Origin of the sequence: Parendozoicomonas verongulae (assembly GCF_009711465.1) — a bacterium.
GTDB lineage: Bacteria > Pseudomonadota > Gammaproteobacteria > Pseudomonadales > Endozoicomonadaceae > Sansalvadorimonas > Sansalvadorimonas verongulae.
In genome coordinates this window covers 1-710 of record NZ_SMME01000388.1, presented here as the reverse complement: position 1 = coordinate 710, position 710 = coordinate 1, and the positions used below count along the sequence as shown (strand labels likewise).

Annotated in this window: 2 protein-coding genes; both read right to left on the bottom strand. The window is 44.1% G+C overall.

Features of this window, described 5'->3' with window-relative positions:
- Nucleotides 1–213, bottom strand: a 213-nt coding sequence (locus E1189_RS24465; protein WP_230459880.1) for a hypothetical protein, incomplete at its 3' end; no start/stop codon positions are given.
- Nucleotides 214–299: 86 nt separating this feature from the next.
- Nucleotides 300–710, bottom strand: a 411-nt coding sequence (locus tag E1189_RS00800; RefSeq protein ID WP_230459879.1) for a M60 family metallopeptidase, incomplete at its 5' end; no start/stop codon positions are given.

The following is a 710-nucleotide window of genomic DNA, read 5'->3' as shown; positions in this document are numbered from 1 at the left end:
CAGCTGAAATGAGAAGGTCTCCGTCACCCGCTCAGCATCGCTGCTAACCGTGCCTGGAAAGTCATCCCCCATGGGCATATAAGCTTTGTATTTTTCTTCCGGATCTTCCAGGATCATGCCAAAGCATGGTTCATAAGCAATACAGGCCAAAAAAGCCAGCCATAGAGCCCGGAAAACGGAACAGGTGACTTTTCGATAACCAGATTTGACCATTACTATTCTCCCAATCAATACGTTGGAAAAATCTATCATGGTCTGAATGCTGACTGCCTAACCTTCCTGTTAGTCTCTTCAGTCAGTTATAAACCATCATGATACAACCAGCGGGGATGGGAATACCCCTTTCCTGCCACACGTTGATAAGCCTCTTCACTGACAGGAACATACCAGTGTCTGAAGAACAAAGTCAGGTCTTGTCCGGTTACTTCACACAGTATTTCAAAAAAGAAATCTGTCTTTTCCTGTTGATTATCTTTCTCTGGTAATAAGCTTTCAGGGGTATGGCGAAATCGATGGTACAGCTTGGGGATAAAATCATCCGATAAATGATTCACGAGCTCTACCATGAAGGCTCCTTTCCAATTCACCATGGTTCTTGAATTTTCTACCCAGATACGGGGATCATAACCACTATGAAAATACTCAGCAATTGGTGCCAGAAGCCACATAAATGAGGGCATAGCACCGTTACGAGCGGTATCAGTTAAGAA